Here is a 15900-nt window from a genome sequence, read left to right on the forward strand (position 1 = left end):
GCCCCCTGTTGGCGGCAGCCATGCGGTGGCACCATACATTCATGGCACCCATCCAGCGCATCCGTCCAGAAGGGCTGGTCTCCAGCCCGGCTTTCAGCCACGTCGCCGTAGTCCCACCCGGCGCCACTACTATCTACATCGGCGGCCAGAATGCCGTCGATGCCAGTGGCAGACTCATCGGAGCGGGCGACGCTGCCGCTCAATCCGCCAAGGCCCTCCGAAACGCCAAAACCGCCCTCGCCGCCGCCGGTGCAACTGTCAGCGACGTGGTCCAGTGGACCGTTCTCTTCGTGGACGGCGCGGACCTCGCAGCAGGCTATGGAGCCATTGCCGCCGACCTCGCGTCCGACGAGCCGGCCCTCGTGACAGCGGCATTTGTCAGCGGCCTTGGTGTACCTGGCGCCTTGGTCGAGATCAGCGCGGTAGCCGCCGTCGAAGGTTAACCCCCACGGAAAGGTCCCTTGCACACCGAAATTCCGGAAGGGGCCACGCCCGTCCTCGAGTTGCCTCATGGAACCCGATGCCTGGCACCAGCAGGCACGCCCGATTCCCTTGCCGACGTCGACCACCGACAAGGCCGATAGAGTCGTATCAATGGACAGCACACTGACAAATTCCCAGCGGCCCGATTCCCACCACCCGACGCCGCAGTTCGCCGGGCCCGACGATGGTTTCGTCAGAGTCCGGGGAGCGCGTGAAAACAACCTCCGCACCGTCGACGTGGATGTCCCCAGGGATTCGATCGTCGCCTTCACCGGGGTCTCCGGCTCAGGAAAGTCGTCCCTGGCCTTCGGCACCATCTTCGCCGAGGCCCAGCGCCGCTATTTCGAATCTGTGGCGCCGTACGCCCGGCGGCTCATCCAACAAGGCCACAATCCCAAAGTAGAGAGCATCACAGGGCTGCCACCCGCCGTCGCCCTTCAGCAACGCCGCGGCACGGCAACCGCGCGCTCCAGCGTCGGTACGGTGACAACACTCTCCAACTCGCTGCGCATGCTTTTCTCCCGGGCAGGCAGCTATCCGGCGGGCGCCAGCCAACTGGACTCTGACGCGTTCTCCCCCAACACAGCAGCCGGTGCGTGTCCCCAGTGCCACGGCCTGGGCGTTGCGCACACCGTCAGTGAAGCATCCCTGGTACCCGACCCATCCCTCAGCATCCGGGATGGTGCCATCGCCGCATGGCCGGGGGCATGGCAGGGCAAGAACCTCAGGGACATCCTCACCCACCTCGGCTACGACGTCGATACGCCCTGGAAGAAGCTTCCCAAGAAGGCCCGCGACTGGATCCTTTTCACCGAAGAGCAGCCCGTGGTGGAAGTGACACCCCAACGCGACCGCGTCGCCAAGCCGTACAAGGGCCGGTTCTGGAGCGCCAAAAGCTATGTCCTCCACACCCTCGCGGACTCCAAGAGCACCACTATGCGGGACCGGGTACTGCGCTTCATGGAGACCGGCCGGTGCCCGCAGTGCAACGGCAGCGGACTCAAGTCCGAAGCGCTCGCAGTGACGTTCGCCGGGAAGACCATCGCTGAGCTCAATGCCCTGCCAATGACCCAACTGGCTGCGGTGATCCGGCCAACCACGGAACTGGCGAAAGCGGAGACCGCCTCCCGCACCCGGCCGTCAGGAGAAAACAACGAGGTTGCAGTCGCCATCACCCGGGACCTTCTCCACCGGGTCACGGTGCTCCTTGACCTGGGGTTGGGTTACCTGGCCTTGGGTCGCTCAACGCCAACGCTGTCCCCCGGCGAGATGCAGAGGCTTCGGATCGCAACGCAATTGCGTTCAGGCCTGTTCGGCGTTATCTACGTCCTTGACGAACCATCCGCCGGGCTTCACCCTGCTGACGCTGAGCCCCTGCTGGACGTGCTGAACCAGCTCAAGACCTCCGGGAATTCCGTGTTCGTGGTGGAACACAACATGGACTTTGTCCGGGCCGCCGACTGGTTGGTGGATGTCGGGCCGCACGCCGGTGAAGGCGGAGGGAAAATCCTTTACAGCGGTCCGGTCGACGGGCTCGCGGACATGAAGGATTCCGTGACCAGGCCATTCCTTTTCCCGAACGATGGGCAGCCTGGCGGCAGGGACGCTTCCGGCGCTCCGCGGTCCTGGGACGAGTCGTTGGAATTGCGGGACGTGACCAGGCACAACCTGCAGGAACTGCGCGTCGAGTTTCCCTTGGGAGTGCTCACAGCAGTGACGGGAGTTTCCGGCTCGGGCAAGTCCACCCTGGTCAGCCAGGTCCTTGCCGAGGTGGTCGGGGCAGAGCTGCATCCGGAAGCCTCCGACGATGGAACGAACGGCGTGGTCCGCCCAGCCGGCTCCGTGACCGGACTCCATCGGCTGGACCGCCTCGTCAAGGTCGACCAAAAGCCCATCGGCCGCACGCCGCGCTCCAACCTGGCCACCTATACCGGCCTCTTCGATGGTGTCCGGAAGGAATTTGCGGCCACCGAAAGTGCCCGTGCCCGGGGTTTCGGCGCAGGAAGGTTCTCTTTCAACGTCGCTGGAGGGCGTTGCGAAACGTGCCAGGGCGAAGGATTCGTGGCGGTGGAGTTGCTGTTCCTGCCAGGAAGCTACGGCCCCTGTCCGGAGTGCCACGGTTCCCGCTTCAATCCGGAAACGCTGGAAGTGACCTACCGTGGCCGGAACATCGCCGAGGTCCTGGGCATGACTGTCGCCACGGCGTCCGACTTCCTCGCCGACCTCCCTGCTGTGTCGCGGAGCCTCCAGACCTTGCAGGAAGTAGGACTGGGTTACCTCAGGCTGGGGCAGCCAGCCACGGAACTTTCCGGCGGCGAGGCCCAGCGCATCAAGCTGGCCACCGAATTGCAACGCATCCAGCGTGGCCACACCCTGTACCTGCTGGACGAGCCCACCACGGGCTTGCACCCCGCGGACGTCCGACTGCTGATGAAGCAGCTCAACAGGCTCGTCGACGCTGGCAACACGGTGGTCGTGGTGGAACATGACATGGACGTGGTGGCCGGCGCGGATTGGGTGATCGATCTGGGGCCCGACGGCGGCGACGCCGGCGGCGAGGTGATCGCCACAGGGCCGCCCGCCGTCGTCGCGCGTTCAACGGCGAGCCGGACTGCTCCGTACCTCGCCGCCGCCCTCAGACAGTGAGCTAGCGCCGCGGGATGTTGCGGAGATTGCTCCGCGCCATGCTCACGGCCTCGCCGGCTCCCCTGTTCAGGACCACTTTGGACATGGCTGTGGCAAAACCAATGACTTGGGATCCGGAAATCTTCGGCGGAATGGACAATGCATTCGGATCAGTGATGAGCTCCACCAAGGACGGGCCTGGGTGCGCGAAGGCATCCCTGTAGGATGCCTCGATGTCCGCCGGATCCGTGACCCGCACGGCATGGAAGCCCAGCGCCTTGGCAACCCCGGCGTAGTTGGCATCCGGTACATCCACCCCGAAGTCGGGAAGGCCGTCCACCAGCATCTCCAGCTTGACCATGCCGAGCGTGGAGTTGTTGAACACCACCACGTTCACGGGCAACTTGTGCGCGGCAACGGTGATGAGCTCGCCCAACAGCATGGACAGGCCACCATCGCCGGAGACGGACACCACCTGGCGGCCGGGAAAGGCCACCTGTGCTCCGATCGCGTGTGGGAGGGCATTGGCCATGGAGCCGTGGAGGAAGGAACCAATCAGCCGACGCGTACCCAACGGGTTGATGTACCGGGCGGTCCAGACGTTGCACATGCCGGTATCGGCCGTGAAGATGGCGTCTTCGGCTGCCACCTGGTCCAGAAGGGAGGCAGCATATTCGGGGTGGATCGGCTGCTTCTTTTCCACCTTGCGCGTGTACGCGCCCACAGCTTTGTTCATCAGGCGGTCGTGCTTCTTGAGCATCTGATCGAGGAATCGGCGGTTCTTCTTCGGCTGCACCAGGGGCAGCAGCGCCTTGAGAGTCGGCAGCACGTCTCCATGGACGGCAATGTCGACGTCGGTGCGCCGCCCCAGCCGCTGCGCGGCCCGGTCCACTTGGGCGGTCCGGGTTTCCGGCAGGAACTGGTCGTAAGGAAAATCGGTGCCCAGCAGGATCAACAAATCCGCGTCTTCGATGCCCTCTGCCGCAGCACCGTATCCCAACAGGCCGGTCATGCCGATGTCGAACGGATTGTCGTACTGGACGAAATCCTTCCCCCTCAGGGAGTGGCCTATCGGCGCCTTTATCACTTCGGCAAGCGCCATGACTTCATCGTGGGCCCCTTCGACGCCGGCGCCCGCGAAGATGGCCACCTTTCCGGCGTCGTTGATGGCCTGCGCCAAGTGCTGGACGCTTGCCGGGTCGGGGACCAAACTGGCAGGCCGGAACGTGGCCGGAAGCGGCGTCGGAGCGGTGGCCTCAAGGCCCGCGATATCGCCCGGCAGCGTCACGACGGAGACACCCCTGAGGCCAATCGCGTTCTGGATGGCACTGTGCATCACCCGGGGTGCTTGCTCCGCGGTGCTGACCAATTCCGAATAGACAGAGCATTCATTGAAGAGCCGGTCCGGATGAGTCTCCTGGAAAAAGCCGCTGCCGATCTGTTTGCTGGGGATGTGCGAGGCGATGGCGAGCACCGGCGCCCCCGTGCGGTTGGCGTCGTAGAGGCCGTTGATCAGATGCAAATTGCCTGGACCGCAGGAGCCGGCACAGACAGCGAGCTTGCCGGTCAACTGCGCCTCCGCAGCGGCGGCGAATGCAGCGGCTTCCTCGTGACGGACGTGAATCCAGTCGATGCCTCCCTTCGCTGAACCCCGGGTCTGGCGAACCGCATCAACGATCGGGTTGAGGCTGTCGCCAACGATTCCGTAGATCCGCTGCACGCCGGCAGCCTGGAGTTGTTCGATGAGCTGGGTGGCAAGTTCCTTGGCCATAGTGTGCCGACTCCCTCAGTTTGTGGTGGTGGGCTGACAAGGCCAAATATAGTCGGCTTGGTTTGGCGCTTGCTGGGTGGCTTATCGGCTACGTGCAAACCGCTCCCGCTTGGTGTTTCCCCATTTCCCTTCACCGGGTCTTGTTTGACACCACGATTGCCCGATCCTTTCGACCCGCACGGCCTCATGAAGTTCCAGCCCAAGGGTGTAGAAACTTTCCGGGCATCCACTCTGGTTGGGACGGCTGTTGCTTGCTAGCGTGACCCGCATGAGCCCCTCCAAGACCCCGGCGGAGATCCTCGACATAGGCGGCATCGAGGTGCGCATCTCGAATCCGGACAAGGTGGTTTTCCCTGAACCCGGACTGACTAAACTCGACGTGGTCCGCTACTACCTCGCGGTGGCAGATGGTGCGCTGCGCGGAGCCGGTGGCCGCCCGATGGTCCTCAAGCGCTTCCCCAAGGGCATCGATGCCGAGCCGTTCTTCCAAAAGCGGGTGCCTGAAAACCACCCGCCCTTCATCGACACGGCAACGCTGCATTACTCGTCCGGCACGTCGGCCGAAGAGGCAGTCATCCGGGATGCGGCCGGCCTGGCCTGGGTGGTGAACCTTGGCTGCCTGGACCTCAACCCCCACCCCGTCCGCGCCGAGGACCTGGACCACCCCGACGAGCTACGGGTGGACCTTGACCCGATGCCCGGCGTGGACTGGTCGCAGATCGTGGACACCGCCTATGTTGCCCGGGAAGTCCTGGACGACGTCGGGCTGGTGGGGTGGCCGAAGACGAGCGGCTCCCGTGGCCTGCACATCCTGGTGCGCATCGCGCCGCAATGGTCCTACCGCGACGTCCGCCTTGCTGCCGAAACCCTCGCCCGTGAGGTGGAGAACCGCGCTCCTGGCCTCGCTACCGCTCGCTGGTGGAAGGAGGAAAGGGGCGAAAGCGTCTTTGTCGATTTCAACCAGAATGCCAAGGACCGCACTGTGGCCTCGGCCTACTCTGTTCGGTCCAGACCGGACGCCAGGGTCTCAACTCCTCTTACCTGGGACGAAGTGCGTTCCGCCCGGCCGGAACAATTCACGGTGCTCACAGTGCCCGGTCGTTTCGCGGACACGGGTGACCCCCACAGCGGCATCGATGCTGCGGTGGGCTCACTCGACGGGCTGCTGGCCCTCGCGGCCGAGCTGGGGCCGGCGGAAAAGGCACCCCGGAGCGGAGATGGTTCCGGGCGACGAATGTCGGTGATGCCGCTGATCGAGGTGGCCCGGACCAAGACCAAGCCCGAGGCCCTCGCCGCACTGGAGGAGTGGAAAAAGCGGCACGCAGAACTTGTCTCCACCCTGCACCCTGCAGATGTCCTTGTTGACGGCATGCGGGGGTCGAGCTCGCTGTGGTACAGGGTCCGCGTAAACCTGCAGCACGTTCCCGAGGCCGAGCGGCCGCAGCAGGAGGAGCTCATCGCCGACTACGATCCGTGGGCCGGCAAGGAATGGCCGGGGCGGCCCGGTTCCTGACATGCAAAGCTTGCCCGCATCACTGGTCCTCATCGCAGCGCTGGCGGTCATCGCACCTCTTGCGGTCCGGTTACTTGATCCGGTGCTCAAGGTGCCCATCGTCGTGTTCGAGATTGTGCTGGGAATGCTCCTTGGTCCGAGCCTTTTGGGATGGATCGAATCCACTCCGTTCACGGATACCTTGGCTGATTTTGGGCTGGCGATGTTGTTCTTCGTCGCTGGGAACGAGATCGACTTCACCGCTATCCGCGGCCGGCCCATCAAGCGGGCTTCCACCGGCTGGATCATTTCCTTGGCCGCCGGCATCGGCGCCGGCTTCCTTCTTGCTCCGGCACCCGAAGGCGCAGTGATCATCGGCGTTGCCCTGTGCTCCACGGCCCTGGGCACTTTGTTGCCGATCATCCGCGACGCCGGCGAATCGACGTCACCCACCGGCATTGCGGTTGCCGCCTTGGGTGCGGTGGGCGAGTTCGGGCCGCTGATCGCGATCTCGCTGTTCTTCACCGGCAAGCAGGTGGGGGCGGCGTCGGCAGTGCTGTTGGGGTTCGTCTTCCTGACGGGGGTTGCCATCTTTTATGCCTCGCGGGCGCGGCACACTTTGTTCCACGCCCAAGTCACCCGGACACTTCACACGAGCAGCCAATTCGCCATGCGGTCCATCATGCTGATTCTCAGCTCGCTGGTTGTCCTCAGCATGGTGCTGGGGCTCGACATGCTGTTGGGCGCATTCGCCGCAGGAGTCCTGTGGCAGGTCATCATCGCACGCGCTCCGGAAGCAGACCGCCGCGTCATTGAAACGAAGATCGATGCGGTGGCCTTCGGGTTCCTCGTCCCCATCTTCTTCATCGATACCGGCATCGATTTCGATCTTGGCGCGCTGACATCGAGCGTCGCCGCGTTGGCCCTGGTTCCGCTGTTCCTGGTGCTCCTGCTCTTTATCCGGGGGCTGCCGTCCTTGATTGCGGCTCCCGTCGGCTCCACACGCGCCGACAAAACGGCCCTCCTGTTGTTTGGCGCAACGGGCCTGCCAATCATTGTGGCCGTGACCACCATTGGACGGGAACACGGATTCATTACCAGCGGAATGTCCTCTGCACTGGTAGGCGCCGGGATGCTCTCCGTGCTGCTCTTTCCCTTGTTGGCCCTCCGGCAACTTCAGCGCAAGGAGTCACGGACAGTCCACGCCCCCAGGCCGCACGACGACAGTCCGCCCCCTCCGCGCCCAACGCACGACGGCGGCCTCCCGCCGTCGGATGCTGCCCCCACCGGCGGCTAAGCCCCACCGGCACGGCAGGGCGACGTCCGGGCTTTGCAGACATTGGCAAGCACGCCTAGGGTGGAATCATAAGCTTCCTTAGCTTTAGTGATCATTTGCCCGAGGACAACAGGAGGACCACATGACTGACCAGTACACGTTCCGGAACCCGGTGACCGCCTACGAGCAAATTTCTCCTCCGAAGCAGCACCAACCCGAACCCGGACTGGACGCAGACCTGACGCCTAAGGCGGACCTGGGCGAAGAGACCTATCGGGGCACCGGCCGGCTTGAAGGCCGCAAGGCGATTGTCACCGGAGCGGACTCGGGAATCGGCGCCGCCACCGCCATCGCCTTCGCCCGGGAAGGGGCTGACGTTGTCCTTTCCTACTTGCCCGAAGAGGAAGAAGACGCCGCCAGGATCGCCGGTATCATCGAAGCCGCAGGACGCAAGGCCGTCAAAGTACCGGGCGACCTTAAAGACTCTGCAACGTGCCAGGAAGTGGTGGATACGGCCGTAGCCGTTCTGGGTGGTGTGGACATCCTTGTCAACAACGCAGGCAAGCAGGTGGCACAGGAAGACCTCGCGGACATCACCGACGAACAGTTCGACCACACGCAGAAGACCAATGTTTACGCGATGTTCTGGCTGACCAAGGCGGCCCTTCCCCACCTGCCCGCTGGTGCCACCATTATCAACACCACCTCAATCCAGGCCTACAACCCCTCGCCCACACTGGTGGACTATGCCACCACCAAAGCCAGCATCAACAACTTCACCAAGGGGCTTGCCCAGCAGCTTGCACCCAAGGGAATCCGGGTCAACGCCGTGGCACCCGGCCCCATCTGGACGCCACTGCAGGTCAGCAGCGGCCAGCCCAAAGAAGCTTTGCCCGAGTTCGGCCAGTCCACCCCTTTGGGCCGGGCGGGCCAGCCCGCGGAACTCGCCCCGGCGTACGTATTCCTTGCCTCGCCTGAATCCAGCTACGTGGTGGGCGAGACCTTGAACGTCAACGGCGGCAGCCCCACACCCTAGGCATTACCGTTTCCCGGTCCTTAGGCCCGGCCTTTGAGGATCATGTGCCAGTAAACCTGCGGAAACATGGTGCGGTCCACCCACCACGACAGGCGGCTCTCCTTCCACGTGCGCAGCTTGGGGATGGTCGGCTTGGGCCGGTAGTGGTCATCGAATTCGGCGAAGACCACTGTGGAGCGGGAAACGGTAATGGGGCATACCGAGTAGCCGTCGTACTTCATGGTGGGCGGGTGGCCTTGGCGGGCAGCCACGAGGTTCTTGGCCAAAACTTTGGTCTGTTTCCGAAGGGCCCCGCCCGCCTTGGAGTTGGTGGTGCCGGCGGCGTCACCCAAGGACCAGACATTGTCATAGCGGACGTGGCGCAAGGTCCCAGGGTCTACCTCGACGAATCCGTCCCCGGCACCCAAAGCGGGCAAGTCCGTGGCTTTCAGCCAATCGGGTGCTGACTGGGGCGGGACGGCGTTGAGGACATCGTAGATCAGGGCCCCGGTTGTGCCCGTCGTGTTGTTGCGGACAGTGGCCTGCCGTGCAACAGGATCGACCGCCACCAGTTCGCTGTCCGTCCATAGCTCAATGCCGTATTCGGCAATTTTCCGCTCCAGTTCCCTGTCCACTTCCGGGATGCCGAACGCCGTGGGGTACGGCTGCACCATCACTACCCGGATCTTGTCCAAAACGCCTTGCTCCCTCCAGTAGTCACAGGCCAAGTACATTGGCTTCTGGCTGGCGCCCCCGCACTTGACAGGGCCTGAAGGCATGGTGAAGACCACAGTCCCGGATCTCACGCTGCTGAGGAGTGACCACAGTTTCGGGGCAAGCTCGAATTCATAATGCGATGCGCCGTAGGGCGAGTGGACGGCCTCGGCCAATCCCGGCACCGAATCCCAGCGATGCTGCAGCCCGGGACAGACCACGAGGTGTCCATAGCCCACGGTGCCCCCGGCCGCGAGAACAACGGTGTTGGACTCCGTGTCCACGTCCACCGCGTGGTCCTTGATCCAGGCAACCCCCTTCGGCATCACGGACGCTTGACTGCGGGTGGCCTCCTTGACCTCAGCCCTGCCGCCTCCTATGTGGGAAAACAGCGGCTGGTACAGGTGGTGGTCCTTGGGTTCAATGAGGCCAATGTCCTTGACCCCGTATCTCGCCAGGCGCGCTGCCAGCGACACGCCCGCATTGCCGCCGCCGATGATGACTACGTCATGCCGTTGGGCCATGGTGCTACTTCTTTTCAGTCAACGCGGAGGCTTTGTGCGCAGCCCGGGCTCCGGTTTTATCCGATTCCACAACATACTGTGGTTCGTCTTCGGTGGCTCGGTGGGTGTTGCCATCCAGGACGAAGTCGCTGGTCTTCTTCTCCACGATTCTTCCGTGCGTTTTGCCTTGGGAGGTGTTCCACTCAACGTGGGTTCCCTTGCTCAGTGCCATGTCCGCTCCAATGTGTGGTGTCCAGCTCTGACTTCAAGCGCCACCCAATAGTAAGCATGGTGATCTTTTTGGCGGAACCCTCTATTCTGGGCCCACCAGCCTGCAGCGCAGGGCGACAGTGCACGGCCGACAGCAGGACAGTGAAGATGCCTCGAAGGGACCACCGATGCTGATTTGCGCGGCCTGCGCCGTTGAACGTGATGAACCCGTCCCGGATCTCTGCCCCATTTGCGCCGATGAACGGCAGTATGTGCCCGAGGAAGGCCAACAATGGTTCTCCTTGGACGACCTGGTGCAGGACGGTCGGCGAATCTCGTTCAAACAGAACGAACCCGGGCTTATCGCGGTCAGTACGGAGCCGAAGGTAGGAATCGGCCAGACTGCCCAACTTGTCGTGATGCCCCAAGGCTCCCTTCTGTGGGATCCGGTGGGATACGTCGACGACAACGCTGTCCAGGAGGTGCTCAGCCACGGTCCTGTCCTGGCGATCGCCGCAAGCCATCCACATATGTTTGGCGTGCAGGTCGAGTGGTCCCGACGGCTCGGGGGCGTCCCAGTTCTTGTGGGAGAAGCCGACCGCCAGTGGATGGGACGCGAAGATCCGTCAGTCAGCTTCTGGTCCGGAAGCAAGACCGTCACCGAGGGGCTCACCCTGCACCAGACCGGCGGGCATTTCCCTGGCAGCGCGGTGGTGCACTGGGAGGCCGGAGCAGGCGGCAACGGGGTCCTGCTCACCGGCGACAGCGTGTTTCCCAATCCGGACCGCCGCTCCGTCTCCTTCATGCGCAGCTATCCGAACCGCCTGCCCCTTTCGGGCACTGTGGTGTTACGGATCGCAGGGCAGCTGGACGAACTCGCGTTCGACCGTCTTTACGGCAATTTCAACAACGTCATCGCCACGGGCGCCAAGGCAGTACTGCATGCATCGGCGCAAAGGCACGCTGCATGGGTCCATGGTGACTTCGACAACCTCACGTGAGCCCTGTTGACGGCTAGACAACCCCTTACGGTTACAGTGCACGCCAGGATTGAATCGTGACGCGCTTTTTCCAGATATCTCTATAGAGTGAACAGTATGACTGCAGGGGGTGCGGCCATCGAGCCGCTTGTTCACATCAAAGACTTCAGGATGGACTTCGGCGAATCGACGGTCATCAAAGATCTCTCGTTTGATGTCCGCGCCGGAGAGACCTTCGGATTCCTGGGAAGCAACGGTTCAGGCAAAACCACAACGCTGAGGGCACTGCTGGGCATCTATCAGCCGACCGCCGGGACTCTTCACATCGATGGCAAACCCTTCGAGCCCCGTGACGGGGCGCGGTTGGGTTACCTGCCGGAAGAACGCGGCCTCTACAAGAAGGAGCGCGTTCTGGACGTCATGGTCTACTTCGGCCGGCTCAAAGGACTATCCAAAGCCGCTGCCCGGTCCTGGTCCATGGAGTATCTGGAACGCGTACAACTGACGGACAAAGCCACCCTGAACGTGGACAAGCTCTCCGGGGGCCAGCAGCAGAAGATCCAGCTGGGCGTGACCATCATGAACAACCCTGAGCTGCTCATCCTGGACGAACCAACCAAGGGTTTCGACCCGGTGAACCGGCGGCTCCTGATGGACATCATCGAAGAACAGAAACTCGCTGGCGCTACCGTCATCATGGTCACGCACCAGATGGAAGAAGTAGAACGTCTTTGTGATCGGGTGATCCTCCTTAAAGACGGGACCGCCCGTGCCTACGGCACCGTTTCCGAGGTACAGGATCAGTTCGGCGGCACGGTCTATCGGGTGACCTACGACGGCGGGTTGCCGGCGTCCGACCTGTTCGACGTTGCGGCCCGGGGTCCCGGGACCGCCGACCTGGCACCGCGAAGCGGCGCCACGGAGAGCGCCGTTTTGCGCGAACTCATCGGTGCCGGTGCGGCAGTCCGCAGCTTCACCACCGAGCGCGTTTCCCTTGAGGAGATCTTTATCAACGTCTACGGCGACCAGCACGAGCTGGCGGAGGCCTGATCATGACCACATCCACCACGTCCGCGCCCCCTGCGTCCGCTCCTGCACCGGCCAAGCGTTCCGTGCTGAGTCGCCATAACCTTGGCACGGTGGTCGGGTTCGAGTTCGGCCGCACCGTCAAGAAGCCACGATTCTGGATCGCCACCCTTGCCATCCCCGTGGTCATGGCCATCATCTTTGTGCTGATCTTCGCCAGCAACTCGTCCACATCCGCCACCGCCCAAGCACAGAAGAACGCCTCCCTGAATTTCACGTACACCGACGCCTCCGGGATCATCCAGGAGTCTGCGGCCACCGCCATGGGCGGCAAGAAGGTAACGGACCCGGACTCTGCACTGTCCGACGTGAAGGCCGGGACGTCCGATGCGTACTTCGCCTACCCGTCACATCCCGCCACCGACACCATCCAGGTCTACGGGGCCGACAGGGGCGTGTTCGCCAACAACACCTACGAGGCCGTAGCGAAACAGTTACTTGCCGTTGCTGCGCAAAACACCATTAACTCCCCCGAACTCACGGCGGCCGCAGGTGGTGAGGTCAAGGTCCAGACCCAGACGTTCCGGGACGGGACAATCTCGGGCGGCTTCGGCTCGGCCATTCCCCCGTTGATGTTCCTGCTGCTCTTCTACGTCGTCATCCTTCTGCTCTCCAACCAGATGCTGAACAGCACCCTTGAGGAGAAGGAGAACCGGGTCACCGAGATGATTCTGACTACCCTGAATCCAACCACGCTGATCGTCGGAAAAATTATCTCCTTGTTCCTCATTGGCCTTGTCCAGATTTCGGTCTTCCTGGCTCCGGTCATCCTCGGATATGTGTTCTTCCGGGACAGGCTTTCCCTTCCCGACTTTGACCTGTCCTCGCTGACCTTCGAACCGGGGCCGCTCATCATCGGCGCCCTGTTGCTGCTAAGCGGCTTCACTTTGTTCACCGCGGTGCTGGTGGCCATCGGGGCGGTCATGCCCACGGCGAAAGAAGCGGGCATCATCTTTGGCCCCCTTATGGCGCTGATCTTCGTCCCGTTCTATGCGATCAGCCTGATCCTGTCAGACCCCACTGCGCCCATAGTGCAGGTGTTCACGTATTTCCCGCTCTCAGCTCCAGTTACTGCCATGCTTCGTAACGGCTTCGGGACCCTTGGGACCGGCGAAGCGTTCTTCATCATCGCCATGCTGTTCGTCCTCGGGGTCCTGATCCTGCGCCTGGCGGTGCACCTATTCCGCTACGGCTCCATCCAGTACTCGAGCAAGCTCTCCATCACCAAAACCCTGCGGCGCCGTCCAGCCGAGCTCACCGGAAAATAGTTCCGCCGGGCGGGGACCACTACCGCCCTTCACACCCATCCATAGGGGACTTATCCTTCCCGCGCTTTCCGGGTCGCGGCGTCATTGGCCTTCTGCAGGGCCTTGACCAGCTGGGCCTTGTCCATGGTCGAGCGCCCCTTGATATCCAACTCCCGGGCCAGGTCGTAGAGATGTCCCTTTGACGCGTTCGCATCGACTCCCCCAGCCGTGGGCTTATCCGAAGTGAAACTCTCTTCAGCATGCTCATCAGAAGGTCCGCGTTCCTCCTTGGGTTCCCAATGGTCACCCACCTTCTCATAGCTGTGCTTCAATGACGCGAAAGCGGTACGGGCGGCCCGGCTCTCGTCGCCGTCGTAGGTCTCCATCGCCGAATCGTAGGTCTTGGCGAACGTGTCCCGGGCCTTCTGGTCCGAGCGCTGAAGGGTGGACGGCAACTCGTCTTTTCGGGCATGGTCGTTCTTGCCGGTCTTGGGCATGGCACTCACTCTCCTGACGTGGGGACATCTCCAGCATGTGACAACATTGCTCCTCCCTCAAGGAGCAGGCCCCATAGCCGGAATGCGACGGGCGTAGGGTGGGGTGTGGACGAAAGGAGCACTTCATGAAGAAAATCCTCATGGTTCTGACCAGCGTTTCCGAGATCGGCGATACCGGAGAGAAGACCGGCTACAACGTGGCCGAAGCTGCACACCCTTGGAAGGTCTTCAAGGATTCAGGCCATTTCGTCGACTTTGCGTCCATTAAGGGCGGCCAGCCTCCGCGTGACGAGGTCGACCCGAATGATCCCCTCCAGATTGCCTTCACGGAGGACGAGACGACCCGTGCCGGCCTCTACAACACTGCACGCGTCGACGTTGTCGATCCAGGGCAGTACGACGCCGTCTACCTCGTAGGGGGCCACGGCACCATGTGGGACTTCCCGGACAGTGAGGGACTGCAGAATCTCGTAGCCAGCGTGTACGACGCCGGGGGCCTGGTAGGCGCGGTGTGCCACGGGCCAGCCGGCCTCGTGAATGTGGAATTGGAGAATGGATTCCGGCTGGTGGAGGGCCGGGACGTGGCCGCGTTTACCAACGACGAAGAGGTGGCCGTAGGGAAAGATAAGGTCATCCCGTTCTTCCTGGCCGACCGGCTTGAGGAACAGGGAGCACACCATGTCTTCGCGGATGTCTTCGAAGAGAAGGTCGTGGTGGACGACCGCTTGGTGACGGGGCAGAACCCTGCTTCGGCTGCCGGGGTGGCCAAGGAAATGGAGAAGCTCTTCGCCGCGGTCATCCACCAGGAAAAAGCCGAGGAGCAGCACGATGCAGAGGCTCTGCGGGCGGAGAAAGATGCCGGGAAAGCGGCCCGGAAACAGGCAGAAGCCGACGCCGACCACTGACCCGGGTTCACACGGACGCCCCCCACTTTTGGGGGGCGTTCCACTTTTTCCGGGCCATCAGAGGTAGTCGCTGCCGCGTTCATTGGCGACTTCCACGAGCGTCGAGTGAAACGCCACTTCTGCGGGGGCGTAGACCTTGTCCTGGCGTTGGGCCAACAGGACACGGCGCAGGGGTGCATCCGGTCCGAGGCTGAGGACCCGGACGTCCGGATGCTGCAAGGCCACAGCGGTTTTGGGCACCATCGCTACACCCATTCCTACACTGACCATGGCCTGGGCTTCCTGGTAATCGTTGGCCAGGAAACCGATGGTGGGCTCAAACCCCGCGTCATGGGCTGAGCGTTGAAGCACTTCCACCACCGGGTGGGCTTCAGCCCGCACTATCCACGACTCCTTGCGGAGTTCACCCATGTCCACCTCATCACGGTCGGCCAAAGGGTGCCCCTTGGCCACCAGGATCACCGTGCTTTCCTGGAAGACCTCAGTGATGCGGATGGAGTCGTTGCTGAACCGGCTCCAAGGATAGTCCCACAGCAGGCATAGTCCTGTGACTCCCGATTCAAGGTCCGAAACCAACTCATCGAAGCGGGCGCTGCGAACCGAGAGGCCAATCGCGGGATACCGCTTCTTGAAGGCCCGGATGACCAGCGGAAGAAACGAGCCTGCCAAGGTCGGAAATGTCCCGATGGTCAGTGAGCCGCGCCGTAAGCCCGCGATCTGATCGAGATCTGACCTGGCCGCCCGCACCTGCCCGACGATCTTACGGGCATGCCCCGCCAGCATCTGGCCGGCCTCGGTTGGGACGACGCCGCGGGAGCGCCTGTTGAGCAGGGGCTGGCCTACCTCTTGTTCGAGCTTGCGCAACTGCTGCGAAACGGCTGACGGCGTGTACATCATGGTGTCCGCAGCGGCCGTGATGGATCCCTGCTCGACGACCTCCACCAGCAGCGCAAGACGCCGGATATCGAATAAATCCTGATTCTCATCGTTAAGCAAGTCTTCACACTCCTGATGAATTGGTTCATGCACTGCATTACCCGGTGACAACGGGGCTGCCCGGGAAGATTTTGTCTCTTGTTGAGGCAAGACCATGGCA

General features: G+C 62.8%; 14 protein-coding genes. 9 read left to right on the forward strand and 5 right to left on the reverse strand.

Going from position 1 to position 15900, the window contains the following annotated elements; translation table 11 throughout:
• The first annotated feature begins 41 nt into the window (after positions 1-41).
• Together QF015_RS02120 and uvrA are read left to right on the forward strand one after the other, a co-directional pair.
• A complete protein-coding gene (locus QF015_RS02120) occupies positions 42-443 on the forward strand; it encodes a RidA family protein (protein ID WP_310205154.1) in 402 nt (133 codons plus the stop codon).
• Positions 444-594: 151 nt separating this feature from the next.
• Positions 595-3129, forward strand: coding sequence for an excinuclease ABC subunit UvrA (gene uvrA, locus QF015_RS02125; RefSeq protein ID WP_429386560.1), 2535 nt, complete (start codon positions 595-597; stop codon positions 3127-3129).
• Between the two features lies 1 nt (position 3130).
• On the opposite strand, the gene QF015_RS02130 is transcribed toward uvrA, so the two are convergent.
• Positions 3131-4879 (reverse strand): pyruvate dehydrogenase, encoded by a 1749-nt coding sequence (locus QF015_RS02130; protein WP_429386561.1) that lies wholly within the window; start codon positions 4877-4879, stop codon positions 3131-3133.
• Positions 4880-5147: 268 nt separating this feature from the next.
• Here QF015_RS02130 and ligD point away from each other — a divergent pair, with 268 nt between their 5' ends.
• The 3 genes from ligD to QF015_RS02145 all read left to right on the forward strand — a co-directional run bounded on the left by ligD (position 5148) and on the right by QF015_RS02145 (position 8683).
• Entirely contained in the window at positions 5148-6392 is a 1245-nt protein-coding gene (gene ligD / locus QF015_RS02135) for a non-homologous end-joining DNA ligase (RefSeq protein ID WP_429386563.1), read from the forward strand.
• 1 nt (position 6393) lies between these two features.
• Positions 6394-7668 (forward strand): cation:proton antiporter, encoded by a 1275-nt coding sequence (locus QF015_RS02140; protein ID WP_429386565.1) that lies wholly within the window; start codon positions 6394-6396, stop codon positions 7666-7668.
• A 121-nt stretch (positions 7669-7789) separates the two neighbouring features.
• On the forward strand, positions 7790-8683 hold the full coding sequence (locus tag QF015_RS02145; protein WP_310205169.1) for a glucose 1-dehydrogenase: 894 nt from the start codon (positions 7790-7792) through the stop codon (positions 8681-8683).
• 20 nt (positions 8684-8703) lie between these two features.
• On the opposite strand, the gene QF015_RS02150 is transcribed toward QF015_RS02145, so the two are convergent.
• Both QF015_RS02150 and QF015_RS02155 read right to left on the reverse strand, forming a co-directional pair.
• A complete protein-coding gene (locus QF015_RS02150) occupies positions 8704-9900 on the reverse strand; it encodes an NAD(P)/FAD-dependent oxidoreductase (protein ID WP_429386567.1) in 1197 nt (398 codons plus the stop codon).
• A gap of 4 nt (positions 9901-9904) precedes the next feature.
• On the reverse strand, positions 9905-10111 hold the full coding sequence (locus QF015_RS02155) for a DUF2945 domain-containing protein (protein ID WP_310205175.1): 207 nt from the start codon (positions 10109-10111) through the stop codon (positions 9905-9907).
• A 166-nt stretch (positions 10112-10277) separates the two neighbouring features.
• Here QF015_RS02155 and QF015_RS02160 point away from each other — a divergent pair, with 166 nt between their 5' ends.
• The 3 genes from QF015_RS02160 (at position 10278) to QF015_RS02170 (ending at position 13423) form a co-directional block, all read left to right on the forward strand.
• Complete coding sequence (locus QF015_RS02160) at positions 10278-11090, forward strand: hydrolase (RefSeq protein ID WP_429386569.1); 813 nt, start codon at positions 10278-10280, stop codon at positions 11088-11090.
• Between the two features lie 96 nt (positions 11091-11186).
• Positions 11187-12119 carry an ABC transporter ATP-binding protein gene (locus QF015_RS02165; protein ID WP_429386571.1) on the forward strand — a complete coding sequence of 311 codons (933 nt, stop codon included), beginning with the start codon at positions 11187-11189 and terminating at the stop codon, positions 12117-12119.
• Positions 12120-12121: 2 nt separating this feature from the next.
• Positions 12122-13423, forward strand: coding sequence for an ABC transporter permease (locus QF015_RS02170; protein ID WP_310205183.1), 1302 nt, complete (start codon positions 12122-12124; stop codon positions 13421-13423).
• 50 nt (positions 13424-13473) lie between these two features.
• On the opposite strand, the gene QF015_RS02175 is transcribed toward QF015_RS02170, so the two are convergent.
• On the reverse strand, positions 13474-13899 hold the full coding sequence (locus QF015_RS02175; RefSeq protein WP_310205185.1) for a ChaB family protein: 426 nt from the start codon (positions 13897-13899) through the stop codon (positions 13474-13476).
• 125 nt (positions 13900-14024) lie between these two features.
• Here QF015_RS02175 and QF015_RS02180 point away from each other — a divergent pair, with 125 nt between their 5' ends.
• Complete coding sequence (locus QF015_RS02180) at positions 14025-14804, forward strand: type 1 glutamine amidotransferase domain-containing protein (protein WP_310205188.1); 780 nt, start codon at positions 14025-14027, stop codon at positions 14802-14804.
• Between the two features lie 57 nt (positions 14805-14861).
• Here QF015_RS02180 and QF015_RS02185 read toward each other — a convergent pair whose 3' ends face one another.
• Positions 14862-15800 carry a LysR substrate-binding domain-containing protein gene (locus tag QF015_RS02185; protein ID WP_429386573.1) on the reverse strand — a complete coding sequence of 313 codons (939 nt, stop codon included), beginning with the start codon at positions 15798-15800 and terminating at the stop codon, positions 14862-14864.
• Positions 15801-15900 lie beyond the last annotated feature (100 nt).

This window comes from Paenarthrobacter sp. TE4293, assembly GCF_050435325.1.
Classification (GTDB): Bacteria; Actinomycetota; Actinomycetes; order Actinomycetales; family Micrococcaceae; genus Arthrobacter; species Arthrobacter nitroguajacolicus_C.